The organism is Paenarthrobacter sp. MSM-2-10-13 (assembly GCF_011605365.1).
GTDB lineage: Bacteria > Actinomycetota > Actinomycetes > Actinomycetales > Micrococcaceae > Arthrobacter.
Genome location: NZ_JAAOXO010000001.1, coordinates 768,587 through 794,354, shown reverse-complemented (window position 1 = coordinate 794,354; position 25,768 = coordinate 768,587). Strand labels below are relative to the sequence as shown.

The following is a 25,768-nucleotide window of genomic DNA, read 5'->3' as shown; positions in this document are numbered from 1 at the left end:
GTACAGCCAAGGTTATTCACATAGGCCATTACAGACCTCCCCTCCCGGTCTTTCCTGGATGAAGCTGAAAGCGCCGGACAGGCACTCCCTACACCGAGAAGGACCACCAATGAATGACATGATCAGCGTCCGGGGCTTCGTGGCCTCGGAGGTCAAGAGTTCCACTACTACGCGGGGCACTGCCACCGCATCATTCCGCCTTGGAACCACGGAGCGCCGCTACGATCGCGCTACCAGCACCTGGGTGGACGGAAACACCAACTGGTACACCGTTCAGTCATTCCGCTTCCTCGCCGGGCACGTTGGATGCAGCATCAAAAAGGGACAACGGGTGCTCGTCATTGGGAGGCTACGGCTGCGGCAATGGGAACATGAGGGCCGCGTCTACCATGTGGCCGAAATCGACGCCGAATCAGTAGGGCATGACCTCATGTGGGGCTCCGCCAACTTCACCCGAATGAATGGCACCTCAGCCCCTGCTGACTCCGTTCCTGCCGTGGAAGCGCCTGGGACCCCTGACCGCAACAATGAGTGGGACTCCGAAGGCCAGGAGATAGATCCTCCCGAAGACGAGTCCATCTCAAGCACCGTAGAGAACCCTGACGGCACCGGCCCCCTACTGGTCAACACCACAACGGGGGAACTGGTGGGTGCCGGCGTTTGATCGGCGCGCCAAGACCCGGAGGCCAGCGGGACCAGCCCTGCATGCCGGGCCTCTTCTGGGCCCATGCCACACGACCATGCTCCTTCGAGGATCGAAACGGCTCCTGCTACCTGGGCGGCCGTTGAGGAATTGTTCGGAACAAAGGGCGAACCGTCCCGGTGCTGGTGCCGGTGGTTCGCCCTTGCCGGAAAAGTGCCCGAATCTGCTCCAGGCCGGCCAGTTGTGCGGCTCCGCAAACAATAATGCGGTTCAGTAACCGGAACCGTCATCAAGGCAGCGTCAGGATGACCGGCCCTTCAGCCGTGATGGCCACAGTGTGTTCGCTATGGGCGGCGCGTCGGCCGTTTGCCGAACGAAGAGTCCATTCGTCCTCGTCGTGGTAGTAGTCGTCCTTGCCGCCCAATATCAACATGGGTTCAATGGCAATGACCAGGCCCTCTTCGAGCTTCATGCCCCGGCCAGGCCGGCCCAGGTTGGGAACGGGAGGTTCGGCATGCATTGTCCGGCCGATGCCATGCCCACCGTGATCAGCCAACAACCCAAAGCCCGCACGTTTCGCCTCACCGCCGATTGCATAGGCAAGGTCGCCCATCTTGCTGCCTACCCGCGCTGCCTCGATGCCGCGCGTCAGTGCTGCCTCTGTAGCTGCCACCAGCTCCTGATCCACCGGGTCGCCGGTCCCGACGACGAAGCTGACGGCCGAATCACCGCACCAACCTTCCAGGAAGGCGCCACAGTCAACGCTGAGCAGATCGCCGTCCTCAAGTACGTATCCATTCGGGATCCCGTGGACCACGGCGTCGTTGACGCTGGTACAGATCACCCCGGGGAACGGCACGGCCGCCCAGCGTGGGTGGTAGTCGAGGAACGCAGGTTTTGCGCCGGCGTCGTAAATCACGGATGCCGCGACGTCGTCGAGCTCCTTCAGTGAAACGCCCACATCAGCTCGCTCCCGCACCGCGGACAGGGCGTTGGCCACCACGCGACCGGCCTCGCGCATCATCGAGATTTGGTCCGGTGATTTCAGCATTGACATCTCCCCACTCTACGGCGGCCCCACAGCGGGAGCGAGGCCCACAGTCCCTGGCTACCCTTGGACACTGCGGGCGGCAATACCCGCTCTAGAGTTGTGGCATGACCAACAATGTCCTGGTGCACGCAATCCGGTCTACCCTCCGATCTTCGGCCGACTCCGAGCGGGGAATTGGTGCCCAGGCGTATATGAAATCGGAGATGCCTTCTTTGGGTGTCCGGGTCCCCGAGGTACGCAAGATCGTGAAAGAAGCGGCGAAGCAGTACCCTGTGGCGTCTCCGGATGATCTGCGAAAAGCCGTTCTTGAGCTCTGGCGCGAAGCTGGGGTCCGGGAAGAGCGGTACGCCGCCATCGATCTGACGGGCCTGCGAATGGTCAAGGACGACCCGCAGATGTTGCCCATCTACGAAGAGATCATTCGTACCGGCGCTTGGTGGGATCTCGTCGATGGAGTCGCGCATCGGATCGGCGGACTCCTGCTCGCCCATCCAGCCACCTTGACTCCGGTCCTTCGTCAGTGGTCCACGGACGGCGACATGTGGGTCCGGCGGGCCGCTATCACTGCCCAACTTGGAGCCAAAGCGAAAACTGACACCGACCTCCTGGCAGCCGTCATCTCCTCGAACTTCTCCGACAACGAGTTCTTCATTCGCAAGGCCATCGGATGGGCGCTACGGGAGTACAGCAAAACCGACCCCGCCTGGGTCAGGGCTTTCGTTTCCAATAACGCGGGTGCTCTGAGTCCACTCTCCACCCGCGAAGCACTGCGGCTGTTGCCGGACGGCTAAGCCGGTAGCGGCAGGGCTCGACCCACGAACTGCTCAGATGATGGGACGCAGACCGGCTTCATCCCTCACCCGGAACAAGCCCTTTGTCTTCGGATCCACGAAGATCAGATAGACCGCGAACAAGAGCGCAATGAGGGCCGCACCGTAACGGGCCAGAATGAGGGCCAGTCCCAGGTCTTCGCTTTGAAGGTAAGGGAACACGTCCAACTGGTCCGAGATCGCGTAAACCATAAAGAACGACACGATGAAATAGAGCGCTTTGACCTGCCAGTCGTTGCGGATACCCGTCACGGCAAACAGCGGTATCAGCCAAACTACGTACCACGACTGGATCATGGGGGCGAGCATGACAATAACAGCAAAAGCCAAGGTAAGCCGTCGCATCAGGCGATCGTACTCGCCTCGGAAAATCAGCCATGCCACGGCCGCAACCATCAGCACCTTGCCGGCGTCGTAAACCCACTTCGCCAAAGCCCAGCCGTCCAAGCCAAAGGCATTGAAGATCAGGGCAACAACCATACCGATGAGACCGACAGGCGCGTACCAAATCCACACGCTGCCAGGAGCCGACAGACCGTTGATCCAGCCGAATCCGAAACCGTTGACCAGACTCAAGGCGTAGAGGAGACCGAAGCTCAGCGCGGCCGTGAGGAACCAATAAAGGAATTTGCGCCGCCACGAGGCATGCTTGCCCGCCCACAGGAGTCCGATAAAGGGCAGGAACACCACGGTGATCGGCTTGATGGAGATGGAGAGCGTGACAAGCACCAGCCCTCGAATGACGCGACGGGTAGCACAGTAGTACAGGCCAGCCAGTGCCAGCCCGATCATCAAAGCATCGTTGTGAACACTGGCAATAAAGTTGGTGAGGAAGAGCGGGTTGGCCGCTGTCAGCCACAGTGCCCTGTGCGGATTCACTCCGTGAAGCTCCGCAAGCTTGGGCACGTAGATGATGCAGAGGACCACGCCCGCCGCAGCAACAAGGCGGAAAAGCATAATGCTTGCTTCGGGCTGTACGTTGGTCACCCACACCACGAACTGCTCTATCCACAGGAACAACTGGCCGTAGGGAACAGGCGCCTCGGTCCACATCTTGTCGGCGCCAAGCTGGAAGTAGTTGGGCAGGGCTGAAATCCCGTTCTCATAAGGGTTTATGCCTTCCACCATCAACCGGCCTTGACCGATGTAGGCGTAGACGTCCCTGCTGAAGAGCGGAACAGTGAACATCATGGGCAGCCCCCAGGCCGCCACGGCCTGCAGCGTCGCCTTTCGGGCTTCCAATCCCCACACCCGGACGCGCTGGCCCAATCGCAGCCAGGCGCGGACAAGCAGCATGCCACCGATGGCCAACAGCACAATCGACAGACCAACGCCAACACCTTCGGTGCGCATCCAGATAAAGAGCGGCAACCTACGCAGTTCCGAAACGGGGGCAAGCCAGCCAACGCCCAAGGAGCCGAACACCATGAACATGGAACCAATGAAGCCGGCGATCAAAGGCGAACGTGCGTTATCTACCTCGCCGCCTACAGCGTCGGCTGACGGCGTTGCTGCCCCTGCCAACTGGGCGGCGGGTATTGGCACCGTCATGTGGTCGTCATCCAATCGTTCACCCGCTGCGGTCGGGTCAAAGTTCTGCGTCATGGGGGCGTTCGGCAACAGGACGAAACGACGCTGCCGCGCTCAAAAATCGTACCATCGGAGCACTTGGAAGCCACTGAGCGATAGGCTGGGCGAGTGCCTATTACTAATGAACGCATCGTCTGGATCGACTGCGAAATGACCGGCTTGGACCTCATAAACGACGCCTTGATTGAGGTCGCTGCGCTGGTGACAGATTCCGAACTCAATATCCTGGGCGAAGGCGTGGATGTGGTTATCAAGCCCGATGATGCCGCGCTCGAGCAAATGAACGACTTCGTGCGGGACATGCACACCCGCTCCAAGCTCCTGGATGAGCTTCCCCGGGGAAAGACCATGGCCGAGGCCGAGGCGCAGGTCCTCGAATACATCGAAAAGTGGGTCCCGGATCCCCGCAAGGCACCCTTGGGCGGCAACTCCGTGGGAACTGACCGGATGTTCCTGGCCCGGGATATGCCCAACATCGTGGAACATCTTCACTACCGCGTGATCGATGTCAGCACCATCAAGGAGCTCTCACGCCGCTGGTTCCCCCGCGCGTACTTCCAGTCCCCCGCCAAGCATGGCGGCCACCGCGCATTGGGCGACATCAAGGACTCGATCGACGAGCTGCGTTACTACCGCCAGGCTGTTTTCGTTCCTACGCCGGGACCGGACACCGCCACAGCACAGCGCATTTCCAAGGAGATCATGGCCACCGCTGAGACCTTGGGATCCAGCGAACGGGTGTGATCTGCACCATTTTTCAAGGTTTTTTCGCCAAAAACGGCAAAAGTGGACTTTGCACCCCAAAACAGCAGGTAAGCTATTTGTCGTTGCCTTGGAGGAAAGCCGGTCAAACGGTTCAGTCCCGATAAGGCGCATGGTGGGCTTAGCTCAGTTGGCAGAGCGCCTGGTTGTGGTCCAGGAGGTCGCGGGTTCAACCCCCGTAGCTCACCCCACCGAGATTGGCTCCAGAGCCGGTTTCCACAAAGGCCGCACCGGTTATCCGGTGCGGCCTTTGCTTTTAACCCGGAGCGGGTCACGCGGCCACGTCCGAGGCCGCGGCCGGACCGCCACCGGACTACCGCGCTAAACGAAGGAAATGCTGAGATGACCGTCCTGCCAGTCACTATCTGGGGCGAACCTGTGTTGCACCGCCGGGCAAGCGAGGTGGAGGTTTTCGATGATGAACTCCGCCGCTTGATCGCGGACATGTTCGAAACCAATGATGCCGCCAACGGGGTTGGACTCGCCGCTCCTCAGATCGGCGTGGGTAAGCGACTCTTTGTCTACAAGTACGCCAACGATGACGACGTGCCGGAGCAGGGCGTGGTGGTCAACCCGGTGCTGACACTTTCCAAGGTCTCGGGGGCACTTCCGGATCCCGACGAACATGTTGAAGGATGCTTGTCCTTCCCGGGCGAGTACTACCCGTTGCAACGCGCAGAATGGGCACGGGTTCAGGGTTTTGACGGCAACGGCAACCCCTTGGATTTCGAAGCGACAGGGTGGTTCGCCAGAATCCTGCAACACGAGTTCGACCACTTGGACGGCAAACTGTATGTCAACCGCCTTGTGGACCGGTACTCCAAGAAGGCGTTGAAGCAGGCCAAGAAGAACGGCTGGGGTGTTCCTGGACTGACTTGGATGCCTGGCGTCGATCCAGATCCGTTCGGGCACTGAGCCGTGGCCGCCAGCCCGTACACGGAGCTTTTCGAGCTCTTGGATATCACCGGAGACGACGCCGCTGAATGCGCGCACCTTCTGGACACGCCTGCGGATGAGCCCGTTCTTCAGGCTATGGAGGCGATGCAGGAGAGGCTTGGTGCCTTTCCGGTAGACAGCATCCGGGCAGAAGGCGCCGTGGAGGCGGTCTGGATCGAAGCCCTGCTCCGTTTTGCCCCGTCAGTTCACGCTTATCATGTGGGTCTCGGAATCAGTCCGGCGGTTTCGGCTGCTTCCTTGGCAGACCTGGGTCTACAGCTCCGCATCAACCGACGGGTCCATGGACGGTTTGGACTGGATACCTGGGCCTGGCTGACATTGCACATGGCAGGAAATCTATTCCGGCTGGGACGGCTACAGTTCCATTTGGTGCCCGCCGCAGATCCAAGCTCAGAGTGGGTTCTGGGGGTCCACATTCCCGAGGATGGGTCGCTCTCCCCCGAATTAGTGGATGCCAGCTTCTCGCTGGCTCGGGCTTTCTTCACCCGGTATTTTCCGGACAAGCCTGCCCACAAAGCCATATGCGATTCCTGGATGCTGGACCCGTACCTCGTGGAGCGCCTGCCTAAGAGCAACATCGCGTCCTTTGCTCGTCGCTTCACCTTGGATCGCTGCACTGATGCTCCTACGGATGCCATCTACTTCACCTTCAGGCAGCGGGGACTGGACAACCTGGATAGGCTTCCGCGGGAAACCTCACTTCAGCGCGTGGTCCTGGAGCGGATCGACGACGGCGGCACCTGGCAGCTGGGGCACGGTCACCTGGCACTGTAGATGGTTTGCTGGTCCGGGCAAGAGGAAAGGACCCGCTTCATGGCGTCTTTTTCGGCTTGCGTAATCCACAGTTGATACGCCGCCTTCACCGAGACTTGCCGCGCGACGTAATGGCAGCGGAAATTTTTGTTGGCCGGCAGCCACGTGGCGGCATCTCCTGCACCTTTCTTGACGTTGGCGGGTCCGTCCGCGGCGATCAGGTTCAGGGGGTCGTTCGCAAACATTTGCCGCTGTTGGACAGTGAGCTGCTGGGCCCCCTTCTGCCAGGCGTCGGCGAGGGCTACTACGTGATCGATTTGAACGGCGGCGCTGGTGTCCTGGCCTCTTTGGAATGTTACCTGCGCCCCTGTGTAAGGTTCGTGGAAGCTACCTCCAGAGACCTTGCACGATGAACCCTTCGTGAACTCGACTGCGGAGAGGTCCCTCCGCAGAATGTCATTTCTGGTATCGCATCCATTGCGGTCAGCGTCTGCCCAGGCTTGGCCGAAGGCGGCTCTGTCGTAGTCCGACTTCTGCGCACGTCCTTTGACCGGGAGATGTTCCAAAGCATCGCTTGCCTTCTCGGGGGGAACAAGTGCCGCCCCGCGAAGGGGTTTCATCCAATCAGGATTGAAGACGGGTGCTTCGCTGGGGCCGGCCGCCCACGGTTCTGCGGCGTTGAATTGGCCGGCGGTGAAGTACCAGGAAAGCCCTGCAACGACGGTTGCAGCTGCCAATCCAAGAATGGCCCACGCTTGACGTGACCTCCGCCGGGCGCGTTTGTAGGCAGACCAAGTGGTACTCAAGGGACTCCGTTCAGTGGGACTGGCGACGTCCTTCGAGCGTAGGACAAAGCCCCGACATCAGAGTCGATATCCACAGTGTGTAGGAGAAGTCACACTGAAGTGAGGTGTCGCGTGACCGGGTCTATTGCTCCCGTGCCACGCGTTGCAGGTCCTCGGTTGCCAGGGCGAGGAGTCCTCGTAGTTGTTCTACACGTTCGTCCGGCACATCACCTGCGGCGTTTCCCGCCACCGCCTGGTCCAGAAGCTTCTGCGCTTGTTTGTGGTTGGCCTTGGCTACGTCCAAGGCGTGTTCAAGCGTGGTCTCATGTTCCAACGTTGATTCGTTTTCCATGAACCCATTTTGATCAGGTTTCCCGGCTGATACCAGTGACTCAGCCGGGAAACCCGCGAATACTTCGGAGCGCCTAGGCTCCTGCCCCTTCAAGTACTGCGATGGGAGCAATCACGTCACGCGCGGGGAACGACGGCGGGTTCACACCGGCCATTTCTTCCATGACACGCACAACCTGGCAGGAGTAGCCGAACTCGTTGTCGTACCAGACGTAAAGAACCAGGTTCTTGTCGTTGGAAATCGTTGCGAGGCCATCAACAATGCCGGCGCGACGCGAGCCAACGAAGTCAGTGGACACCACATCGGGAGAGTCAATGTAGTCGATCTGCTTGCGAAGATCCGAGTGCAGGGACATTTCGCGGAGGAAGTCGTTGACTTCATCGCGCGTGGTGCCGTTCTCAAGGTTGAGGTTCAGGATGGCCATGGAGACGTCCGGGGTGGGCACGCGGATGGCATTGCCCGTGAGCTTGCCCTGCAACTCGGGCAATGCCTTGGCTACAGCCTTGGCGGCACCGGTCTCCGTGATGACCATGTTCAGTGCTGCCGAACGGCCGCGGCGGTCACCCTTGTGGAAGTTGTCGATCAGGTTTTGGTCGTTGGTGAACGAGTGAACCGTTTCCACGTGGCCGTGAATGATGCCGAACTTGTCGTTGATAGCCTTCAGCACCGGCGTAATGGCGTTGGTGGTGCAGGACGCCGCGGTGACGATCTTGTCGTCATCGGAGATGTCCTTGTGGTTGATGCCGTGGACGATGTTCTTGAGGTCGCCCTTGCCTGGTGCCGTCAACAGGACGCGGGCAACGCCCTTGCTCTGCAGGTGCTGGGAGAGGCCATCGGCGTCGCGCCAACGGCCGGTGTTGTCCACCACCAAGGCATCCTTGATGCCATATGCGGTGTAGTCCACAGTGGCGGGGTTGTCCGAGTAAATGACCTGGACCTGCACACCGTTGGCGGTGATGGTGTTGGCTTCCTCGTCCACGCGGATGGTGCCCTCGAAGGAACCGTGAACGGAGTCGCGGCGCAGCAGGCTGGCACGCTTCACAAGATCGTTCTCAGCGCCCTTGCGAACAACGATGGCGCGGAGCCGCAGGCCGTGTCCGCCACCGGCCTTTTCAATGAGGATGCGGGCCAGGAGACGGCCGATACGGCCAAAGCCGTAGAGAACGACGTCGGTGCTGGTGCGGTCGTCAGCGCCACGCTTTCCCACGATCTCCGCGAGCTCGGAGCGCAGGTATTCATCCAGGGAGGCACCATTGCCTTCGGCCCGGAACTTCTCAGTCAAGCGTGCAATGTCAATGGCGGCTGCGCCGAGCTCCAACTCAGACAACGCGTTCAGCAGCGGCGCAGTCTCTTCTAGCAGCAGCTCGTGGTTGCTCATCCGGCGCGCAAAACGGTGGGCCTTGAGGATGTTCATGGTGGACTTGTTGATCAGGCTCCGGCCGTGGATGCTCGTGACCACATTATTTTCCCGGTACAACCGGCCGATTACCGGAATCATGGCCTCGGCGAGAGCCTCCCGGCCCATCCACTTATCAAGACAAGAATCTGACGTCTGGCTCACAGAACTACCTTCCTTGGGTCAACCACATACGTCCTCGTATGTAGATGGCAGCGGCCGCCCGGAGTAGTCCTGCGGCACATGCGCCAGCGGGCTTCGGTCCACCCACAGCGCCTTGAACGAGAGCAAAGAAAATCCGCCGGCTGCGAACGCAGTCCCGGCGGCAGAACATCTACGTTCAGTAACCATTCTAGGGCGGAAGGAAGGGCTGCAGGCCGCCCCGGGGCGTGAAATCACTCACACGGCACAAATCCGGGAGTCATAAATGGATGGGTCGACCGATACGCCGGGTTCTGTCATCCCCTGCCGTTACCGGCAAGGGAGTGGCGGCCATCCATCTACGAACGCCGTTGCCGACGCCCTCCAGCAGCCTACCCGGACACTCGGGCGAGCAGCCCTCAAGCGTGTCCTGTCTGGCCTTGCTCCGGGTGGGGTTTACCTAGCCTCCCCGGTCACCCAGGGAGCTGGTGGTCTCTTACACCACCGTTTCACCCTTACCTGCTGCCCCGCGATGCAAAACATCACAGCGCGCAGGCGGTCTGTTCTCTGTGGCACTGGCCTGCGGGTTACCCCGAGTGGGCGTTACCCACCACCCTGCTCTTCGGAGCCCGGACGTTCCTCGAGCCACTTCCGTGACGCGCGACCGCCTGGTCGACCCATCCGCCGTCCAGTCTACCGGCGTTGGGGCCTACCAAAGTCCCCGGTAATATCGACTGGTGCTGATTCTGCTGCCGCCTTCCGAAGGCAAGACCCCCGCTGCCAACGGTCCCGCCATTAACTGGGAATCGCTCAGCTTCCCCGAACTGAACCCCTACCGTGCAAAAGTACTCGAAGCTCTGGGTACGGTGAGCGCGCACGAGGATGCACTGGCGCTGCTGGGGGTCGGCGCCTCGTTGCGGGACGACGTCGAACGCAATACCCGGCTGCATGCCGAACCAGCCGCTCCCGCACATCAGGTCTATTCCGGAGTCCTCTACGACGCCTTGGGCTACAACAGCATGACGCCAACGCAGCGCCGCAAGGCGAACGAATCCGTCCTGGTGGTTTCCGCCCTGTGGGGCGCCATAGGCTTCGGCGACCACGTGCCTGCCTATCGCCTGTCCATGGGAACGGCACTGCCCGACGTCGGCCGCCTCGCCACGTACTGGAAGCCGCAGCTTAACGCTGCCCTCGCCTCACGCGCCGACGGCGAACTGTTGGTGGACTGCCGCTCCAGTACCTACGCTGCTGCCTGGGCTCCCCCGGCGACGCAAACAGTCAACATCAACGTTTTCAACGAAGCGAACGGCAAGCGCACGGTTGTCAGTCACTTCGCCAAACACACCCGGGGCGAACTGGCCCGCCACCTGCTGACCCGGCGCGGTAAGGCCCCGGCAACCCCGGATCAGCTCTTGAAGGCTGCCCGGGAGATCTGGACTGCTGAACTCGTTGAAGGCACGGCCCGCAAGCCGCACGCGCTCAACATCATCCTCACCACCTGAGCGTCCAACTGATGTTGGGCTGCGTCAGTTCCACTCCGCCGAACGGACCAGTATGACACCTGAATCCGGGCAAAACACGATATCGTCCTCAGCGGCGGCTTTGACTTCGGCGAGGTCGCCAGGGCTGAGCATCATGCCGGAGCCTTCGGACTTTCCGTGGAACAGCCGTGCTGCCCCGACTCCACGTTTGGCAATGGTCTTCTCGTAGATGGCGAGAATGCCCGCATCCAAGGATTCGGCGAAGGCGGCGCGCTGCCCCCGAACCACTGTTTCCTCGGCGGCGATCTCGGCAATGGCTTCATCCAGTTCAGCCCGGATGCTGCCAAAGGAACCCTGAATGTCGTCAACGATCGACTGCTGGGCTGCCTGCCGCTCGCGCAAAGTATCCAGGCGCTCCAGGATTTCGAGTTCAACGTCCTCAAGGTCCGAGCGACGCTTGTTGAGAGAGGCAATGTCACTCTGCAGCGCCACAAGATCCTTGGACAGCCCGGTGCCGCTGTTCAGCCGGGTCTCGTCGCGTTGGATACGGGTGGCTACCTGTTCCACATCGGCTTCCGCGCGGCGAAGTTCGGCTTCGGCGTCGTGAACGGCAACCTTGGCCGAGCCGAGCTCGCCGTTGGCCACGCTCAGCGCATCCGTGAGGTCAGTGATGCGTGGATCCGTTTCCAGAACCTTCCGGCGGCCCGCAAGCGACCTGAGCTTGGCATCCAGTCCCTGCAGTTCAAGCAACTTCAATTGTTCTGCCGGTGCTGCTTTCGCCACGCTTACCTCCGCTATTAGCTGCCGGCCTGGGGATCAGGTCCGGCCGGACCGCCTCTGACTGTCAGGGCTGTCCATATCTTTCTAGACTCTAGTCCCCGCCGGAAGTGAGTATGAAGTCCCAGGGATCACTGTTGGTGCCGCTGACGCGGATCTCGACGTCGTAGCCCTGGTCCGCCAGCACGTTGCCCAACGCTTCAGCGGCAGCAGGCAGCCACAGCCACTCACTGGCGAAGTGCGAAACGTCAATCAAATAGGGCCGGCCATTGGTGGCGCCCTCACGGGCTTCGGATGCTGGATGGTGACGCATGTCTGCTGTGACGTACACATCAGCGTTGGCGGCTCGAACTGCGTCGAACAAGCTATCACCGGCTCCGCCGCACACCGCAACGCGCCGGATCAGGCCGTCTTTGTCTCCAGCTACCCGGACACCGCCTGCGACGGCCGGCAACATTTCAAAGACGCGGGCAGCGAAGTCACCGAGTGTCTCAAGCTCAGGGAGGTCTCCTACCCTGCCAATACCCTCCTCAGGCAAACCGTTGCTTGCCGGCGTCAAGGGCGTGACGTTTTCCAGGCCGAAGGCATCAGCCAGAACATCTGAAACTCCACCCACGGCTGAATCTCCATTGGTGTGCACGGTCAACAGCCCTGCCCCTGCCTCTATCAGCCGGTGCACCGCTAGGCCCTTCGCTGAGGTGGCCGCAACAGAGTTCACGCCTTTGAGAAGAAGCGGGTGATGGGTGATCAGCAGGTCCGCTCCCCACTCCACGGCCTCATCGATCACGGCCAGCGTGGGATCCACGGCAAAGAGAACTTTGGTGACGGGAACATTGGGCCGGCCAACAACAAGGCCAACCTCATCCCAGTCTTCAGCCAGGGACTCCGGCCACAGTTCCTCCACAGCCAGCAACACCTGACCGAGCGTAGGATCAGCGTTGCCGTCCTCTGTTTCGTCCTCTTCGACGGAATCCACATCAGAAATGTGGGTGTTTACTGCTTCCATGCTCTTATTCTTCCCTACTGAGCCAGATTTCTTCCCTACTGAGCCCCCATCAGGTAGCCGCCACTCCGTGGCACCTCCCTGGTGCCGTAATTCTCCCGTAAGGTGAAGCGGGAATCATCAGGCCCTCCGATCCATTGAAGAGAACATGAAAACTTTCGTACTTGGCGGCGGCTGCTTCTGGTGCCTTGATGCCGTTTACCAGAAGACCCGCGGCGTCAGCTCTGTGGTATCCGGCTACACCGGGGGCCACGTCCGCAATCCTGATTACTACGAGGTATGCTCCGGGACCACCGGCCACGCAGAAGTCGTTGCGGTGACCTTCGATGAAACCGTAGTTCCCGAAGAAGTCATCCTGGACATGTTCTTTGCCCTCCACGACCCCACCACCTTGAATCGCCAGGGGTATGACGTCGGCACCCAGTACCGTTCATCAATGTTCTACACAACGACGGAAGAAAAGGTCCTCTTCGAAGAAGCCATCGAGCGTGCCCAGTCCCTGTGGTCTGATCCGATTGTGACCGAGGTCAGCCGACTTCCCGAGTTTCACGAGGCCGAGGAAGTGCACCAGAATTACTATGCAAAGTACCCTTATCAGGGCTATTGCCAGGTGATCATCAACCCGAAGTTGGCAAAGGCCCGGAAATATTACTCTGCATGGCTTACTGCTTAGCGAGGTTTCGATCCCGCTGGTTAGGCTGACCTCAGCAATCCCTCTTCAGAGATAGGCGTAATTTTCATGGCAAGGATCTACGACGACGTCACGCAGCTGGTCGGCCGCACCCCGCTGGTTCGTTTGAACCGGCTCACCGAAGGCCTCGACGCCACGGTTGCCGTCAAGCTCGAGTTCTACAACCCGGCCAACAGCGTCAAGGACCGCATCGGCGTGGCCATTATTGATGCTGCCGAGAAGTCCGGCGCCCTGAAGCCGGGCGGAACCATCGTCGAAGGTACATCGGGGAACACCGGCATCGCACTTGCGCTGGTGGGCGCAGCACGCGGATACAAGGTCATCCTGACCATGCCTGAGACCATGTCCACCGAGCGCCGCGTCATGTTGCGCGCCTACGGTGCCGAAATCGTCCTGACGCCCGGATCCGAAGGCATGCGAGGTGCCGTCGAGAAGGCACAGGAAATCGTTGCCAACACGGAGAACTCCATCTGGGCCCAGCAGTTTGCCAACGAGGCCAACCCAGCCATTCACCGCGCCACCACTGCCGAGGAAGTCTGGGAAGACACCGACGGCGAAGTAGACATCTTTGTGGCCGGCGTAGGCACCGGCGGCACCATCACCGGTGTTGGCCAGGTCCTCAAGGAGCGCAAGCCCGGTGTGCAGATTGTTGCGATCGAGCCCAAAGATTCGGCGATCCTCAACGGTGGAGCCCCTGGCCCGCACAAGATCCAGGGCATCGGCGCCAACTTTGTTCCGGAAATCCTGGACACCAACGTCTACGACGAAGTCCTTGACGCCACCCTGGAAGACTCGGTCCGCGTAGCCCGTGACCTCGGCGCACGTGAAGGCATCCTCGGCGGCATTTCCTCCGGCGCCATTGTGTGGGGTGCCCTCGAGTTGGCCAAGCGCCCTGAGAATGCCGGCAAGTTGATCGTGGCCGTGGTCTGCGACTTCGGGGAGCGTTACATCTCCACGGTGCTGTTCGACGACATCCGCGGCTAACACCACGCCGGCACGCCTTCATTTCCTGTAGAAAGGTCTTTGTGAGCTTCTTCGCAAGGCTTAAGGAAGACCTCGATGCCGCCCGGTCCCACGACCCGGCGGCTCGAGGCTCTTTTGAGAACTTTTTCGCCTACTCCGGACTGCACGCCATTTGGGCGCATCGGATAACTCATCGGCTCTGGCAGAATCCGGCGCTCCGTTTTCCTGCGCGCCTGATATCCCAGTTGGCTCGATTCCTCACCGGCATCGAAATCCATCCCGGCGCGACCATTGGCCGGCGGTTCTTCATTGATCACGGCATGGGAGTGGTGATTGGTGAAACAGCCGAGATCGGCGAGGACGTGATGATTTATCACGGAGTAACGCTCGGCGGACGATCGTTGGCCAAGGTCAAGCGTCACCCAACCATCGGCGACCGCGTCACCATTGGAGCCGGTGCAAAGGTCCTGGGTCCCATTACCATCGGTGCCGGCAGCGCTATCGGCGCCAACGCCGTGGTGGTGAAGGACGCACCACCGGAGTCCATCATCACAGGCATCCCCGCCACGTGGCGGCATCGTGATGCCCGGTCCGAAACCAAACCGGCCGTGGATCCGGCGGAGTACTACATCGAATACCGGATCTAGCCAGCCAGCCTTCGGTAGAAGTTCCAGAAGACAATGTCGAAGGCGCGGTCCGGAAGAATCTTACGCATCGCCAGGACGCTCCAGGCGCCCCTGCCCACCGGGTAACGGGTTCTGGGGCGTTTTGCCGTTGCGGCGCGAGTAATGGTTCTGGCCACAACCCCCGCCGGCGTAGACAACACATGGCCGGTTCCGGACGTGGATGCCAACGCGGCAGCCACAACGTGCGCTTGTTGCCTGTAGGGCCCGCTGCCCGAGGCCATGAGCAGGCCCTCCCCCGCAATGCCGCCCCACTCACTGTCTGTTCCCGATGGTTCAATAATGACCACGTCGATTCCGTGTGGCTTCAACTCAAGCCGCAACGAATCACTCATGCCCTCCACCGCAAACTTGGTGCCGTGGTACCAGGCGCCCAACGGCTCATATATTTTGCCGCCTATTGAGGTGATGTTGATGATCCGGCCTGATCCGGCCCTGCGCATCCCGGGTATGACGAGTTGGCTCATCCTCGCCAGACCCATGACATTGACCTCAAATTGCCGCCGGCCCTCAGCCAACGGAACTTCCTCCAGTGAGCCATAGGAACCGTAGCCCGCGTTGTTGACCAGCACGTCAATTGGTCCATGGGCAGCTTCGATCAGCGCCACCGCGGACGCCATCGATTCCTCCGACGTGACATCCAAAGACAGAACACTAATGCCGTGTTGCTTCAACGGCTCCATCTTGCCCACACGTCGTGCGCCTGCATAGACAGTGAAACCAGCTGACCTGAGTGCTATGGCCGCGTCGAAACCGATCCCGGTGGACGCCCCGGTGACAAACGCGATACGGGGTGCCATGGCTGGTCTCCTTGAGTTCGGTAAGGAACGGAAAACAATTCACTACGGCAAAGGCCGGCCCACCCAGCGTAACTGGGAGGAACCGGCCTTGCGGAATGGTGCTGCTAGTGGGTGTCGACGGCCGAGATCTCGGACTTGTCTTCGCCCCAGAGGGTGTGGAACGTACCCTCGGTGTCCACACGACCGTAGGTGTGTGCACCGAAGAGGTCGCGCTGGCCCTGGATCAGGGCGGCGGCAACGCGCTTGCGGCGCAGGCCGTCGTAGTACGCCAGGGAGGACGAGAACACCGGAACGGGGATGCCCAGCTGGACAGCCGTGGCTACAACCCGGCGCCAAGCCGGAAGCGCTTCAGCGATGGCCTTGGTGAAGGCCGGCGCAAACAGCAGGTTGGCGGGCTTCTCATCGGCAGCGTAGGCCTTGGTGATGTCCTTGAGCAGTTCTGCGCGGATGATGCAGCCGGCGCGCCACAGGGAAGCGATCTCGTCCAGCTTGAGGTCCCAGCCGTACTCCTTGGCGGCGGAGGTCAGCATGTCCAGGCCCTGGGCGTAGGAGACCAGCTTGGAGGCGTAGAGAGCCTGGCGGACGTCCTCGACGAAGGTTTCGGGGATTTCCACGGAAGCTTCTTCACCGGCGAGCAGTTCCTGGCCGAGCTTGCGCTGCTCTGTCTGGGAGGACAGTGCGCGCGCGAAAACGGACTCAGCGATGCCGGAGACCGGGGAACCCAGTTCCAGAGCGGAGATGACCGTCCAGCGTCCGGTGCCCTTCTGACCTGCGGCATCCACCACGACGTCAACAAACGGCTTGCCGGTCTTAGCATCAACGTGGCCCAGGACCTCTGCGGAGATTTCGATCAGGAAGGAGGACAGATCGCCCTTGTTCCACTCAGCGAAGATCTTGGACTGCTCGGCGGGCTCAATGCCTGCACCGGAGCGGAGGAGGTCGAATGCTTCACCAATAACCTGCATGTCGGCGTACTCGATGCCATTGTGGACCATCTTGACGAAGTGGCCGGCGCCGTCGGTGCCGATCCATGCACAGCACGGTTCGCCGTCCACCTTGGCGGAGATTTTCTCCAGCAGGGGTCCGAGGGCGTCGTAGGACTCCTTGGAGCCGCCGGGCATGATGGACGGGCCGTTCAGGGCGCCTTCTTCGCCACCGGAGACACCGACGCCGACAAAGTGCAGATCCTTCTTGGCCAGGGCAGCTTCGCGGCGGCGGGTGTCCTCGTAGTGCGAGTTACCGGCATCGATGATGATGTCCCCGGCTTCAAGCAACGGCTCGAGCTGCTCGATCACGTTGTCAACGGGAGCGCCTGCCTTGACCATGATGAGGACGCGGCGGGGCTTTTCAAGGGAGTCGACGAGTTCCTGCAGTGTTTCCGTGCGGATGAAGTCGCCGTCCGTGCCGTGCTTTTCCAGCAGGGCGTCAGTCTTTTCCACGGAGCGGTTGTGGAGAGCCACAGTGAAGCCGTTGCGGGCAAGGTTGCGGGCCAGGTTGGCGCCCATCACCGCAAGGCCGGTGACACCGATGTGTGCTGACATCAAAACTCCATTTCGTTCTTGTACAAGTTCGTGTACAAACAGTCGCCCGATACCCAATGGGGCACGCGGGAAGCGATTTCAAAACCAGGGGCTGTAATAAACCATACGTATTTAAGCCAGGTGCGGGAAAGCGGCGCCCACGTTTTGGAACGGTGCCGCGTCATAAACAGTCTATGATGCCGCCCCGGATTCCTCTGCGCACCTGAGGTCGCCGCGCCACTATGCTTACCACTATGTCAACCAGCCTCCACCACCGCGCCGTAGAGCACTTGGGCACCAAAATCGTCGGCGGCGCCCTGCCCACGGGCCATGTCATGCTGGCCGAGCACTTGGAAGACGAACTCAAAGTTTCGCGTTCAGTGGTCCGTGAAGCCGTCCGTGTGCTGCAGTCGCTGGGACTTGTGGAGACCATCAAGCGAGTAGGCATCAGGGTCTTGCCGGCACATCGTTGGAACCCTTTCGATCCTCTGGTGATTCGTTGGCGGCTGGCCGGCGAAGGGCGCGGCGCCCAGTTGAGGTCGCTCGCTGAGCTGCGTTCCGCCGTCGAACCTGTAGCAGCGGAACTGGCCGCCGGGAACGCCCCGGAAAGTCTTCGGAAGGAGCTGGTGGGCATCTCCCTTGCCATGAAGGAAGCCGGCGATGCCGGTGACATGGCCCGGTTCCTTGACCTCGACATCAGGTTCCACGCGTTGGTCCTCTCCGGCTCCGGCAACGAAATGTTCGCCAACCTGATTGGCCAGGTCACGGAGACCCTCACAGGTAGAACTGTGCACGGACTTATGCCGGAACATCCCCAGAAGCAAGCGCTTCAGTGGCACATGGACGTCGCCCACGCGATTGATGCGGGCGACGGGTCCGTTGCGCGCGAAGCCGCAGCAAAAATCATGAAGCAGACCATTGCGGAGCTGGCACCCAGTTGGAATGACCAGCCCCGCGTGTTCGTCCCCGTCGCCAGGAACTAGTCTTTATCCCTGAAAGTTCAGCAGCACTTTTCCGGATTCAGCGGAGTTCTTCGCCACCTCAAAAGCCTCCAGGCCCTGGGCAAGGCCGAACTCGTGGGTTACCACGGGGTCGACGAACAGCGAACCATCGGCCAGTGCAGCAATGACCTCATCGATCTCGCCGTTGAAGCGGAACGAGCCAAGGAGTTCCAGCTCGCGGGTGATGGCGAGGGAGATGAACACCGGCTGGGGTCCGGACGGCAGGAGTCCCACCATCACCACCTTGCCGCCGCGAGTAGTGCCCTTGATGGCCGAGGCAAGGCCAAAATGGCTTCCAGAGGATTCAATAACGACGTCGGCGTCCACTGCCGCGATGGCCTCGGTGTTGTCGCCTTTGAGGATCTCATCGGCGCCAACGGCAAGGGCGATTTCCAGGGGCTTGTCATGCATGTCGACGGCGACAATCCGGGCCGCGCCGGCACGCTTCAGGACGGCAACGGCGAGTGCACCGATCGGACCGCTGCCAATCACCAGGGCTGTCTTTCCCCTGACGTCTCCCGCGCGGCCTACGGCATGCCAAGCGACGCTGGCGGGCTCAACCAGTGCGGCCGTCCTCAGGTCCAGGTTCTCCGGCAGCGGGCGCAGCATCCTTGAGGGAAGGGTGGCGTAGCGGCTGAACGCGCCGTCTGTGTGGGGGTACCGGGCAGCACTGCCAAGGTAGGTGCAGCCCGGGGAGAGGTTGGGCCGTTCCTGGGGGTATCTGACATCGCCGGGTGCCGGGGTTGCCGGGTGGACGGCCACGGGGGTTCCCTCGGCGGGGCCGGTACCGTCGGCTGCCTGCTGGACCACTACGCCCACGATTTCGTGTCCAAGGACCATGGGCTCTTTGAGGATGGACTCCCCTGCTGCTCCGTGCAGCCAGTAGTGAAGGTCCGATCCGCAGATCCCGCCGTAGGCAATCTCCACGATCGCTTCATCCGTAGCCGGCACTGCCAAGGGGATGTCTTCAATCCTAAGGTCGCCCTTGCCATGGGCAACCACGGCGGGGCCTGAGGCCGGGAGAATAATGCTCATCAGACCACCACCGTCATTCCACCGTCGACGAAGATCGTCTGGCCGATCACGAAGTTCGAGGCCTGGGAGGCGAGCCATACGGTGGGCCCGGCAAGGTCTGCCGTAGTGCCCCAGCGATTGGCCGGGGTCCGGCCAAGGATCCAGGAATTGAAGTCAGCATCGTCCACCAGGTTTTGGGTCATTTCCGTGTGGATGTACCCCGGCGCGATTCCGTTGATCTGCAAACCGGAGGCGGCCCATTCTGCCGTCATGGCGCGGGTGAGGTTGCGGAGTCCGCCCTTGGCAGCCACATAGGGGGCGATGGTGGGGCGCGCCAGGTCCGTTTGGACCGAGCAGATGTTGATGATCTTGCCGTGTCCCCGGGAGATCATATGCCGTGCCGCTTCCCGGCCTACCAGGAAGGCGCTGGTGAGGTCCGTGGTGATGACACGGTCCCAGTCCTTGACGTCGAGCTCCAGCATGGGGACACGGTGCTGAATTCCGGCGTTGTTAACCAGGATGTCCAAAGGCCCCACGTTCTGTTCAATCCAAGCCACACCCTCAGCAGCGTCCGTTGCGTCGGTGACATCGAAAGCCCGGCTATGGACCCTTTCCACCGGATAGTCAGCGGCCATGGCCTGGTGGGCTTTCTCCAGGCGTTCAGTGCTGATGCCATTGAGCACCACCGTCGCGCCGGCATCGGCAAGGCCCCTGGCCAGGGCATTGCCGATACCGCGGCTTGAACCAGTGACCAAGGCAACCCGCCCGGTCAGATCAAAAAGTCCATTCATAGTTTTGTTCTTCATTCCTTCTGGTGTTGCGCCGGTTCAGTTGCTGTTCGACGTCGCGGCTGGTGAAAGGCTGAGGTTTGCGATGGCCTGACGGACAACGGCGAGGTCTTGATCACCGAGTCCTTGGCGTTTGAGTTCGGCGTAAAGGTCGATTGCTGCCGATGCCATGGGGACCGCGGAACCAACGGCTTGTGCGCTGGTGAGCACGAAGCCGAGGTCCTTGTGCATGAACTTTGCCGGCCCGGTGGGCGCATAGTCCTTGGCGGCCAGGCGTGGGCCAACGTTCTCCAGCACCCGGCTTCCGGCCAGCCCTCCGGAAAGGACCTCAAAGAGTGCCCGCACGTCCATACCGGAGCGTTCCGCGAGTTCAGCCGCTTCGGCGAGGGCCGCCGTCGTTGTCCCTACGATGAGTTGGTTGCAGGCTTTGGCGAGCGACCCCGAACCCAGCGGCCCCATGCGCCGGACCGTGGTCCCCATGGTTTCCAGAAGCGGCTTGAGCGCTTCGAACTGGCTTTGGGTGCCGCCCACCATGATGGCAAGGCTTCCGCTGTGCGCCCCGGCGGTACCGCCGCTGACCGGCGCGTCCACCACCGCGGCGTTACCGCCGGATGCCTCGTGAACGGTGTCGCCAAACAGTTGGACCGCGGTGGGGGAAACGCTGCTCATGACGACGACGGCGGTACCCGGCCGGGGTGCCTTGTTCCGCCATGATTCGAGAAGGTCCGCGGCGGCTTCCTCGATGAAGGGCAGATCGGGGAGCATAAAGATGATGGTGTCCTCGTCCCGCAGCTCCGCCACGGCTGCTGCGCGCCGCACGCCGGAGAGGCCTTCAAAGACGGCCCCGGAGCGATTCCAGGCGGTGACGTCCCAACCGGCTCTGGCGATGTTTGATGCCATGGGGGCTCCCATGAGACCTAAGCCTACGAAGCCTACGCGTTTGCTTGTCATGGTGGGTAACCTCACTTCTTTGTGGTCATCTATAGAAATTCTGTTCAATATCCTAGCCGTCATTCAGTATGATGAACACTATGACGACTGATGAACTTACCATCGCCATCGCTGTACCCCTCGAAGCCGAGCATGTAGAGCTGATCCGCGCCGTAGATCCTTCCATAACAGTTCTCTACGAACCCGAGCTCCTGCCGCCGGAACGCTTCCCGGCCGATCACGCCGGCGATCCGGAATCCACGCGCACACCCGAGCAGGAGGAACGCTACTGGGACATGCTCAACCGGGCACAGGTCCTGTACGGCTTCCCCAATGAAAGCCCAGCCGGATTGGCGCGCATCGCTGCGAGCAACCCGCACTTGCAGTGGATTCACGCCATGGCGGCAGGAGCCGGTGGCGCGGTCAAGGCTTCAGGGCTCGACACCGAAACCCTGCAGAAGTTCCGCGTGACCACGTCCGCAGGTGTCCACGCGCTGCCGCTGGCAGAGTTTTCAGCCTTCGGCATCCTCAACGGCTTCAAGCGCAGCGCCGAAATGGCGCGGGATCAAGCCGCCAAGGTTTGGCCAGAGCTGAGAACACCCACCAAACTGGCCAACGGCTCGAAAGTGGTTATCGCCGGCCTCGGTGAAATTGGCATGGAAACTGCCCGAATCGTGCGGGCGCTGGGCATGAAAGTCAGCGGAACCAAGCGCACTGTGGAATCCATCGAGGGAATCGAGGAGGTCACCAACAATGATGGTCTTCCCCGCCTGGTGGCTGATGCCGATGCCGTGATCAATACACTTCCCGGCACGCCGTACACGGAGAATCTTTTCAACAGTGACATTTTCTCCGCCATGAAACCGGGCACCGTGTTTGTGAACGTGGGCCGCGGAACCGTGGTGGATGAAGACGCCTTGCTGGAGGCGCTGAACAACGGCCAGCTTTCATACGCCTGCCTGGACGTTTTCGCGGTGGAACCGCTCCCCCAGGACAGCCCCTTATGGAACCACCCCAAGGTCCTGGTGTCCCCGCACACTTCTGCATTGAGTGCTGCCGAAAACCGGCTCATCGCGGAACGCTTCTGCAGCAACCTGCGTTCATTCCTGGACGGTGGAGAACTCCCGCACGTGGTGGATCCGGTTCACTTCTACTAGGCCTGCTACCAGCCCGTGGCGTCAAGCCACCTCTCGGACAACGTGTCGGTCATGGTCCTGACATAAGTGCTCGAGAGGTGGTTGTCGTCGAGGTAAACATAAACGTTGCCCACAATGCCTGGACAGGCCGTGCCGTCACAGATCAGGTCCGTCATGTCCAGGATGGACAATCCCGTGAAAGTCCCTTCCAACTGATCCAAAGGATTGGTCTCGGCGAGCACCGAAGACAGGGCAGGGCGGCACCGCGGATCATCCACTCCGGAGGCCATGGCACATTCACTGGGGCTAAAGGAGAAACGCGGGTTGTCCCGCATGGCGATGACTTTCACGCCCTGATCAGTAATTTCACCCACCAACTCGTCGAGCCCCCACGTGAGGTCCTCGTCAGGTGAGTCGGGAACTGCCGCTGTTCCTACCAGGAAGACAGCATCGGGCCGATGGATACGGATGTGTTCCCTGACGTTCCTGTTGAACGCATTGCATTCGTCCCCTACCTCATCGGTTTCAGTCATGAAAGGGCAGGCACCGAAGGTGACTGCCTGGACACGCCAGCGGTTCTCCTTGGCCAGCGGACCGATCGCTCCGAGCCATTGCAGCGAATGGGACTGACCCACCACAAAGACGGTCTTCTCTGCGTCAGCGCCGACGTCGTTCTGCTGGCACTCTGCAAAAAGCACCGGATCCGTGGGGCGGAGCTCACCGGTACACGGGCCATCGAGCTTTCCCCAATCTTCCGGAAGCTGCTCAGGGGTGGGCAGCGTCCGTGCGCCGTCGCCAACCCGGTCAACGTAGCCAGGTAGCAAGGCCCGCGCTCCGGGGTTGTCATCATCACTTTGCTTGGCAATAAGGTTCTTCTCCGCCTGTTGCTGGAATCCAAACTGCGCCATCGGGGCTGCAGCCACTGCCAGGCAAACCAGCACAGCCACAGCCAGACGACGTTTCCTAGCTTCCGGCCACCTCCATGCACGCAGGGGCTGCTCTACAAACCTGGTGGTGAGAAACGCCAACACCAAGGACGCACCCACAATCAAGGTGCCGGTGATCGCATCTGCGTGGTCTTGGCCGATCCACACCAAGGTGATCACCAACAGCGGCCAATGCCACAGGTAAAGGGCATATGAGGTGGAGCCCAGCCCCACCAGCAGCTTGGACGAAAGGATCCTGTCAACTCCGAAGCGGCTTCCAGATTGCCCCGCGACGATGACAGCCACGGCCGCGAGGGTCGGCCACAGCGCCACGAAACCCGGAAACGCGGTCTGGACCTGCAGGACAGCACCACAGCTCAGCATGGCGGCTATGCCCACCCACCCCAGCACGCCCCTCAGCCCCCGGCCGGGCCGAAGATAGGGAAGCAACAGCGCCACCAGGGTTCCCAACGCAAACTCCCACAGCCGGGCAAACGTATCGAAATAAGCAAGTTCCTGATGGGCGGCCGTGAAATAGACCGAATAAGCCAGCGAAACTGCAAAAATCAGTCCGAACACTCCTAGCAGCACGGCCCGATACCGCAAGCTGAACCGGCGGCACGCCCAGGCCGTAGCAACAAAAATGGCCGGCCACAGGATGAACACTTGCCCCTGAATGGACAGGGACCAGAAGTGCTGAAAAGGGCTTGCCACGCTGTGGTCTGCAGCGTAGTAGTTGACCACCTGGCGCTGAAGCAGCCAATTTTGAACGTAGAAGAGGGACGCCCAGCTTTGGTTGACTATCTCGATCCATCGCGTGCGGGGAATGACCACATACGTGGCCGCCAACGTGCCAAGCAGCACCACCACGACGGCGGGCAGCAGTCGCCAGAACAGGTGCAACCAGTGCCGCACCAGTGATACCGGCCGGGCATCCTCGAAACGGCTCACGAATTGCAGGGTCATGAGGAACGCCGAAATCAGCAGGAAGACATCCACCCCACCGGAAACCCGGCCAAACCAGATGTGATATGAGACAACCATGAGAACGGCCAAAGATCGAAGGCCCTGGATCTCGGGCCTAAACTTTGTACCCCGTCCGCCCGCCCGGACCTGACCAGGACTTTCCGGTGATGTGAGGCCCTTGGTAGCCGTCATGGACACGCTCCTCATTCGCTGCACCAATTCTGCACTGCCACCGGGGTTTTGCCATCACACTCCTCGGACGCGTTTTTGTGTCCAAGACAAAGCAGCGCTGCACCCTCCACAAGGAAGGTGCCGCGCTGTTTCTGTTGGTTTTCAGGTATTCCTGCGCCCGGTTGTTCGTTGGGGAACTATTTAGCGTCTTCCGTGCTGACGAGGTCCCTGCCTGCAGTTTCAGGCGTGAAGAACGTGGTCACGAAGGAGATAAGAGCCAGGACCAGCGAGTAGATGGCCAGGACCAGCCATGAGTGGTTTGTAGCAGCCAACATGAGCGCGCCAAGCAGCGGCGCCAAGCCACCAGCCAGAACCGCTGAAATTTCGCGGCTCATGGCCACGCCGGTGAAACGGTATTGCGATCCGAAGAGTTCGGGGAGCAGAGGGCACTGTGGGCCGAGCATCGACTGGACACCGATTGCAATGCCCACCGCCATGACTACCCAGACCAGAGTGACGTTTCCGAGAGTGACCAGATAGAAGGCGGGAACCGCGATGATCGCCTGGAAGAGAGCTCCATAGCGGTACACGGGAACACGACCGTAGCGGTCGGACAAGGCACCAAATGTCACCACCATGACAGCCGCGAAGCCGGCAGCAATCAGGAGGCCAACCGGACCGATGGAGTTGTTTCCTGCGAAGACTCCCGCCGGCATGCTCATAAAGGACACCAGCAGCGCGGAGTAGATCGATGAGTTGCCGTTCTCTCCCATGCGAAGACCAATGCCCAGCAGGACATTCTTCTTTGAGTGCTTCCAGAGCGCGCCAATCGGATTCTTGACCACGTTCTTGTGCTTCTCCAGCTCCTGGAAGGCCGGGGTTTCCTTGAGCTTGAGGCGGATGAAGATGGCTACTGCGATCAGAATGAAACTGGCAAGGAAGGGCACTCGCCACAACCAGCCCTGCAGGACGGACTTATCCGCCATCGCAATAAGAGCAAAAGTTCCGGCACCGAGGAGCGTGCCTAACTGGATGCCGACGAACGGCAGCGAAGCGAAGAACCCACGACGGCGACGCGGAGCCACTTCCGAGATCAAAGTTGTTGCGCCGGCCTGCTCCGCCCCGGCTCCCAGTCCCTGAACGATTCGCAGCGTCACCAGCAGAACAGCGCCGAGCATTCCGGCCTGCTCGAACGTAGGGAGCAGGCCGATGGCAAAGCTCGCCGTCCCCATCAACGCGATGGTCAGGATCAGCACCATTTTCCTGCCAAACCTGTCCCCGATGTAGCCGAAGATCAAACCACCAAACGGCCGTGCGGCGAAGCCAACGCCGTAGGTTGCGAAGGAAGCAATCAGTGCGCCATCGGGGCCCAGCGGCGAAAAGAACAGTGGACCAAAGATCAGCGCCGACGCCAAGCCGTAAATGTAGAAGTCGTAGTACTCCAGCGCCGATCCCACAGAGCTGGCCAGTGTAGCCCTGCGGAGCTGTTCCGGCTCAACTACGGCGTCGTCAGCCTCGGCTGCGAGCTTTTCATTTGCACGAGTTATCACAAGCACTCCCTCAAAATCACCCCGGGCCCCCGTTGGCCCAGTGAGATAGTGATGGCATCACCGCCAAGATCACTATGATGAACAGCGTACAGCTTGTTGAACGCGCTG

The 25,768-nt window shown here is 60.9% G+C and carries 25 protein-coding genes, 1 tRNA gene and 1 other RNA gene; 12 read left to right on the top strand and 15 right to left on the bottom strand.

Features of this window, described 5'->3' with window-relative positions; all coding sequences use genetic code 11:
- Window positions 1-109: 109 nt before the first annotated feature.
- Complete coding sequence (locus tag HAV21_RS03845) at window positions 110-664, top strand: single-stranded DNA-binding protein (protein ID WP_166840496.1); 555 nt, start codon at window positions 110-112, stop codon at window positions 662-664.
- Window positions 665-932: 268 nt separating this feature from the next.
- On the opposite strand, the gene map is transcribed toward HAV21_RS03845, so the two are convergent.
- The gene (gene map / locus HAV21_RS03840; RefSeq protein ID WP_166840495.1) at window positions 933-1,700 is read right to left on the bottom strand and encodes a type I methionyl aminopeptidase; all 768 of its coding nucleotides are present in this window, start codon (window positions 1,698-1,700) and stop codon (window positions 933-935) included.
- Window positions 1,701-1,798: 98 nt separating this feature from the next.
- On the opposite strand from map, the gene HAV21_RS03835 reads away from it, so the two are divergent.
- A complete protein-coding gene (locus HAV21_RS03835) occupies window positions 1,799-2,485 on the top strand; it encodes a DNA alkylation repair protein (protein ID WP_166840494.1) in 687 nt (228 codons plus the stop codon).
- Window positions 2,486-2,518: 33 nt separating this feature from the next.
- Here HAV21_RS03835 and mptB read toward each other — a convergent pair whose 3' ends face one another.
- Window positions 2,519-4,129 carry a polyprenol phosphomannose-dependent alpha 1,6 mannosyltransferase MptB gene (gene mptB, locus HAV21_RS03830; RefSeq protein WP_238703409.1) on the bottom strand — a complete coding sequence of 537 codons (1,611 nt, stop codon included), beginning with the start codon at window positions 4,127-4,129 and terminating at the stop codon, window positions 2,519-2,521.
- A gap of 93 nt (window positions 4,130-4,222) precedes the next feature.
- Here mptB and orn point away from each other — a divergent pair, with 93 nt between their 5' ends.
- From orn to HAV21_RS22545, 4 genes are all read left to right on the top strand, one after another.
- Window positions 4,223-4,858, top strand: coding sequence for an oligoribonuclease (gene orn, locus HAV21_RS03825; protein ID WP_142938980.1), 636 nt, complete (start codon window positions 4,223-4,225; stop codon window positions 4,856-4,858).
- A gap of 133 nt (window positions 4,859-4,991) precedes the next feature.
- Window positions 4,992-5,067, top strand: a tRNA-His gene (locus HAV21_RS03820).
- Window positions 5,068-5,218: 151 nt separating this feature from the next.
- Window positions 5,219-5,791 carry a peptide deformylase gene (def, locus tag HAV21_RS03815; protein WP_166840492.1) on the top strand — a complete coding sequence of 191 codons (573 nt, stop codon included), beginning with the start codon at window positions 5,219-5,221 and terminating at the stop codon, window positions 5,789-5,791.
- A 3-nt stretch (window positions 5,792-5,794) separates the two neighbouring features.
- Window positions 5,795-6,607, top strand: coding sequence for an acyltransferase domain-containing protein (locus tag HAV21_RS22545; protein WP_166840490.1), 813 nt, complete (start codon window positions 5,795-5,797; stop codon window positions 6,605-6,607).
- Here HAV21_RS22545 and HAV21_RS03805 read toward each other — a convergent pair.
- The 4 genes from HAV21_RS03805 to rnpB all read right to left on the bottom strand — a co-directional run bounded on the left by HAV21_RS03805 (window position 6,592) and on the right by rnpB (window position 9,940).
- Window positions 6,592-7,392, bottom strand: a complete 801-nt coding sequence (locus tag HAV21_RS03805; RefSeq protein ID WP_142938977.1) for an HNH endonuclease family protein — start codon at window positions 7,390-7,392, stop codon at window positions 6,592-6,594. The two genes, HAV21_RS22545 and HAV21_RS03805, sit on opposite strands and share 16 nt — an antisense overlap.
- A gap of 121 nt (window positions 7,393-7,513) precedes the next feature.
- Window positions 7,514-7,723, bottom strand: a complete 210-nt coding sequence (locus HAV21_RS03800; RefSeq protein WP_166840488.1) for a hypothetical protein — start codon at window positions 7,721-7,723, stop codon at window positions 7,514-7,516.
- Window positions 7,724-7,796: 73 nt separating this feature from the next.
- On the bottom strand, window positions 7,797-9,284 hold the full coding sequence (locus tag HAV21_RS03795; RefSeq protein ID WP_142938975.1) for a glyceraldehyde-3-phosphate dehydrogenase: 1,488 nt from the start codon (window positions 9,282-9,284) through the stop codon (window positions 7,797-7,799).
- Window positions 9,285-9,547: 263 nt separating this feature from the next.
- An RNA gene (gene rnpB / locus HAV21_RS03790) (RNase P RNA component class A) lies at window positions 9,548-9,940 on the bottom strand.
- A gap of 57 nt (window positions 9,941-9,997) precedes the next feature.
- Here rnpB and HAV21_RS03785 point away from each other — a divergent pair.
- Entirely contained in the window at window positions 9,998-10,762 is a 765-nt protein-coding gene (locus tag HAV21_RS03785; RefSeq protein ID WP_166840486.1) for a peroxide stress protein YaaA, read from the top strand.
- Window positions 10,763-10,786: 24 nt separating this feature from the next.
- Here the strand turns inward: HAV21_RS03785 and HAV21_RS03780 are convergent, their stop codons facing one another.
- Together HAV21_RS03780 and HAV21_RS03775 are read right to left on the bottom strand one after the other, a co-directional pair.
- Window positions 10,787-11,524, bottom strand: coding sequence for a C4-type zinc ribbon domain-containing protein (locus HAV21_RS03780; RefSeq protein ID WP_166840484.1), 738 nt, complete (start codon window positions 11,522-11,524; stop codon window positions 10,787-10,789).
- A gap of 88 nt (window positions 11,525-11,612) precedes the next feature.
- Entirely contained in the window at window positions 11,613-12,524 is a 912-nt protein-coding gene (locus tag HAV21_RS03775; RefSeq protein ID WP_166840482.1) for a Nif3-like dinuclear metal center hexameric protein, read from the bottom strand.
- A 145-nt stretch (window positions 12,525-12,669) separates the two neighbouring features.
- Between HAV21_RS03775 and msrA the strand changes: the two genes are divergently transcribed.
- The 3 genes from msrA (at window position 12,670) to epsC (ending at window position 14,822) form a co-directional block, all read left to right on the top strand.
- The gene (msrA, locus tag HAV21_RS03770) at window positions 12,670-13,194 is read left to right on the top strand and encodes a peptide-methionine (S)-S-oxide reductase MsrA (RefSeq protein WP_166840480.1); all 525 of its coding nucleotides are present in this window, start codon (window positions 12,670-12,672) and stop codon (window positions 13,192-13,194) included.
- A gap of 66 nt (window positions 13,195-13,260) precedes the next feature.
- A complete protein-coding gene (gene cysK / locus HAV21_RS03765; protein ID WP_062069167.1) occupies window positions 13,261-14,196 on the top strand; it encodes a cysteine synthase A in 936 nt (311 codons plus the stop codon).
- Between the two features lie 41 nt (window positions 14,197-14,237).
- Window positions 14,238-14,822, top strand: coding sequence for a serine O-acetyltransferase EpsC (epsC, locus tag HAV21_RS03760; RefSeq protein ID WP_062069163.1), 585 nt, complete (start codon window positions 14,238-14,240; stop codon window positions 14,820-14,822).
- On the opposite strand, the gene HAV21_RS03755 is transcribed toward epsC, so the two are convergent.
- Complete coding sequence (locus HAV21_RS03755; RefSeq protein ID WP_166840478.1) at window positions 14,819-15,658, bottom strand: oxidoreductase; 840 nt, start codon at window positions 15,656-15,658, stop codon at window positions 14,819-14,821. The genes epsC and HAV21_RS03755 overlap by 4 nt on opposite strands.
- A 104-nt stretch (window positions 15,659-15,762) precedes the next feature.
- Window positions 15,763-17,199, bottom strand: a complete 1,437-nt coding sequence (gene gndA / locus HAV21_RS03750; protein ID WP_142938968.1) for an NADP-dependent phosphogluconate dehydrogenase — start codon at window positions 17,197-17,199, stop codon at window positions 15,763-15,765.
- Between the two features lie 233 nt (window positions 17,200-17,432).
- On the opposite strand from gndA, the gene HAV21_RS03745 reads away from it, so the two are divergent.
- Complete coding sequence (locus HAV21_RS03745; protein ID WP_142938967.1) at window positions 17,433-18,161, top strand: FCD domain-containing protein; 729 nt, start codon at window positions 17,433-17,435, stop codon at window positions 18,159-18,161.
- A 3-nt stretch (window positions 18,162-18,164) separates the two neighbouring features.
- Here the strand turns inward: HAV21_RS03745 and HAV21_RS03740 are convergent, their stop codons facing one another.
- From HAV21_RS03740 to HAV21_RS03730, 3 genes are read right to left on the bottom strand one after another with little or no spacing between them, the layout of a single operon-like run.
- Window positions 18,165-19,214 carry an L-idonate 5-dehydrogenase gene (locus tag HAV21_RS03740; protein WP_166840476.1) on the bottom strand — a complete coding sequence of 350 codons (1,050 nt, stop codon included), beginning with the start codon at window positions 19,212-19,214 and terminating at the stop codon, window positions 18,165-18,167.
- On the bottom strand, window positions 19,214-19,984 hold the full coding sequence (locus HAV21_RS03735; RefSeq protein WP_166840913.1) for an SDR family oxidoreductase: 771 nt from the start codon (window positions 19,982-19,984) through the stop codon (window positions 19,214-19,216). Before HAV21_RS03735 ends, HAV21_RS03740 begins: the two co-directional genes overlap by 1 nt.
- Window positions 19,985-20,020: 36 nt before the next feature.
- A complete protein-coding gene (locus tag HAV21_RS03730) occupies window positions 20,021-20,932 on the bottom strand; it encodes an NAD(P)-dependent oxidoreductase (protein WP_166840474.1) in 912 nt (303 codons plus the stop codon).
- A 68-nt stretch (window positions 20,933-21,000) separates the two neighbouring features.
- Here HAV21_RS03730 and HAV21_RS03725 point away from each other — a divergent pair, with 68 nt between their 5' ends.
- The gene (locus HAV21_RS03725; RefSeq protein WP_166840472.1) at window positions 21,001-22,068 is read left to right on the top strand and encodes a D-2-hydroxyacid dehydrogenase; all 1,068 of its coding nucleotides are present in this window, start codon (window positions 21,001-21,003) and stop codon (window positions 22,066-22,068) included.
- A gap of 5 nt (window positions 22,069-22,073) precedes the next feature.
- Here the strand turns inward: HAV21_RS03725 and HAV21_RS03720 are convergent, their stop codons facing one another.
- Entirely contained in the window at window positions 22,074-24,131 is a 2,058-nt protein-coding gene (locus HAV21_RS03720; RefSeq protein WP_166840470.1) for an acyltransferase family protein, read from the bottom strand.
- A 176-nt stretch (window positions 24,132-24,307) separates the two neighbouring features.
- Window positions 24,308-25,666, bottom strand: a complete 1,359-nt coding sequence (locus HAV21_RS03715; protein WP_166840468.1) for an MFS transporter — start codon at window positions 25,664-25,666, stop codon at window positions 24,308-24,310.
- Window positions 25,667-25,768 lie beyond the last annotated feature (102 nt).

Bases quoted from the DNA above. Each gene is read 5' to 3' on its own strand.
- gndA (WP_142938968.1), bottom strand. From the start codon at position 17,199: ATGTCAGCACACATCGGTGTCACCGGCCTTGCGGTGATGGGCGCCAAC.
- HAV21_RS03845 (WP_166840496.1), top strand. From the start codon at position 110: ATGAATGACATGATCAGCGTCCGGGGCTTCGTGGCCTCGGAGGTCAAG.
- HAV21_RS03755 (WP_166840478.1), bottom strand. From the start codon at position 15,658: ATGGCACCCCGTATCGCGTTTGTCACCGGGGCGTCCACCGGGATCGGT.
- HAV21_RS03735 (WP_166840913.1), bottom strand. From the start codon at position 19,984: ATGAATGGACTTTTTGATCTGACCGGGCGGGTTGCCTTGGTCACTGGT.
- HAV21_RS03720 (WP_166840470.1), bottom strand. From the start codon at position 24,131: ATGACGGCTACCAAGGGCCTCACATCACCGGAAAGTCCTGGTCAGGTC.
- HAV21_RS03725 (WP_166840472.1), top strand. From the start codon at position 21,001: ATGATGAACACTATGACGACTGATGAACTTACCATCGCCATCGCTGTA.
- HAV21_RS03730 (WP_166840474.1), bottom strand. From the start codon at position 20,932: ATGACAAGCAAACGCGTAGGCTTCGTAGGCTTAGGTCTCATGGGAGCC.
- def (WP_166840492.1), top strand. From the start codon at position 5,219: ATGACCGTCCTGCCAGTCACTATCTGGGGCGAACCTGTGTTGCACCGC.
- cysK (WP_062069167.1), top strand. From the start codon at position 13,261: ATGGCAAGGATCTACGACGACGTCACGCAGCTGGTCGGCCGCACCCCG.
- HAV21_RS03775 (WP_166840482.1), bottom strand. From the start codon at position 12,524: ATGGAAGCAGTAAACACCCACATTTCTGATGTGGATTCCGTCGAAGAG.
- map (WP_166840495.1), bottom strand. From the start codon at position 1,700: ATGTCAATGCTGAAATCACCGGACCAAATCTCGATGATGCGCGAGGCC.
- HAV21_RS03835 (WP_166840494.1), top strand. From the start codon at position 1,799: ATGACCAACAATGTCCTGGTGCACGCAATCCGGTCTACCCTCCGATCT.
- HAV21_RS03740 (WP_166840476.1), bottom strand. From the start codon at position 19,214: ATGAGCATTATTCTCCCGGCCTCAGGCCCCGCCGTGGTTGCCCATGGC.
- msrA (WP_166840480.1), top strand. From the start codon at position 12,670: ATGAAAACTTTCGTACTTGGCGGCGGCTGCTTCTGGTGCCTTGATGCC.
- HAV21_RS03745 (WP_142938967.1), top strand. From the start codon at position 17,433: ATGTCAACCAGCCTCCACCACCGCGCCGTAGAGCACTTGGGCACCAAA.
- mptB (WP_238703409.1), bottom strand. From the start codon at position 4,129: ATGACGCAGAACTTTGACCCGACCGCAGCGGGTGAACGATTGGATGAC.
- HAV21_RS03800 (WP_166840488.1), bottom strand. From the start codon at position 7,723: ATGGAAAACGAATCAACGTTGGAACATGAGACCACGCTTGAACACGCC.